The following is a 1270-nucleotide window of genomic DNA, read 5'->3' on the forward strand; positions in this document are numbered from 1 at the left end:
TGTTTGGACCGGAGACATCGCGAACAGGTGTGCGAGGACATCGCGAACAGTTTGGCGCGCTTTGCGCCGGGAGGTTCGGGATGCCATTCGAGGACACGAGCGCGATGAAACAGAAGCTGGAATTTGTCAGGTTGGCGAGCGCGCCGGGAGCGAATGTGAGCGCGTTGTGCCGGCGCTTTGGGATCGGTCGGACCGTGGCTCACAAGTTGATCGCGCGCTATCGGACGGAGGGCGAGGCCGGGCTTTTGGAGCGTTCGCGCCAACCGCTCTCGAGTCCCAGGCGCAGCGCCTGGGAGGTCGAAGCAGCGGCGCTTTCGGTGCGGGCGGCACATCCGGCCTGGGGCGGGCGCAAGATCGCCCGGGTCCTGGCGCGCCAGGGGATTGGCTGTCCGTCGCCCTCGACGGTGACCGGCATCTTGCGTCGCAACGGCGTCGAGCTCGGGGCGCTGGGCGGCGGGGCAAAGCCCTTCATCCGCTTCGAGCACGAAGCGCCCAACGATCTGTGGCAGATGGACTTCAAGGGTCATGTGCCGTTGCGCGCCGGGCGCCTGCATCCGCTGACCGTGCTCGACGACCATTCGCGGTTCTCGATCGTGCTGTCGGCCTGCTCCGACCAGACCACCGAAACCGTGAAAACGCGCCTGATCACGGCCTTCCGCCGCTATGGCCTGCCCTTTCGTATCGCCACCGACAACGGCCCGCCTTGGGGCGATGGCGGCCGCAACGACTTTACCCTGCTCGGCGTCTGGCTGATCGAAATCGGCATCGCCATCGGGCATTCCAGGCCGTATCATCCCCAGACGCTGGGCAAGGAGGAGCGCTTTCACCGCACGCTCAAGGCCGAGGCGCTGCAGGGACCGCCGTTCGAGAACCTGGCGGCGGCCCAGCGGGCCTTCGACCGCTGGCGCCACATCTACAATGCAGAGCGCCCGCACGAGGCGATCGCCGGCGCCGTGCCGCTCGACCGCTACCGGTCTTCCCCGCGCGACTTCAGGGAGACCCAGCAGCCCTTCGACTATGCGCCCGGCGACCATATCCGCAAGATCCAGCAGAAGGGCGCGACCTCGCTGTTCGGCCGCCACTTCAAGATCTGCAATGCCTTCGCCGGGCGCGCCGTCGCCTTCCGTGCGACCGACAAGGACGGCGTCTTCAACGTCTTCTTCCGCCATCAGAAAATCCAAACCATCGACCTCAACCTCGTCGAGAGATAGCATGGAGCACTGTTCGCGATGTCCTCGCACACCTGTTCGCGATGTCTCCGGTCCAAACA

General features: G+C 65.9%; 1 protein-coding gene. It reads left to right on the plus strand.

All coding sequences use genetic code 11. The features are described 5' to 3' along the window. The first annotated feature begins 80 nt into the window (after positions 1-80). Positions 81-1211 (plus strand): IS481 family transposase, encoded by a 1131-nt coding sequence (locus NKJ81_RS32500; RefSeq protein ID WP_352542980.1) that lies wholly within the window; start codon positions 81-83, stop codon positions 1209-1211. The last annotated feature ends 59 nt before the right edge of the window (positions 1212-1270 follow it).

It is taken from the genome of Mesorhizobium sp. M0018, from assembly GCF_040323955.1.
Taxonomy (GTDB): Bacteria; Pseudomonadota; Alphaproteobacteria; order Rhizobiales; family Rhizobiaceae; genus Mesorhizobium.

Bases quoted from the DNA above. Each gene is read 5' to 3' on its own strand.
- NKJ81_RS32500 (WP_352542980.1), top strand. From the start codon at position 81: ATGCCATTCGAGGACACGAGCGCGATGAAACAGAAGCTGGAATTTGTC.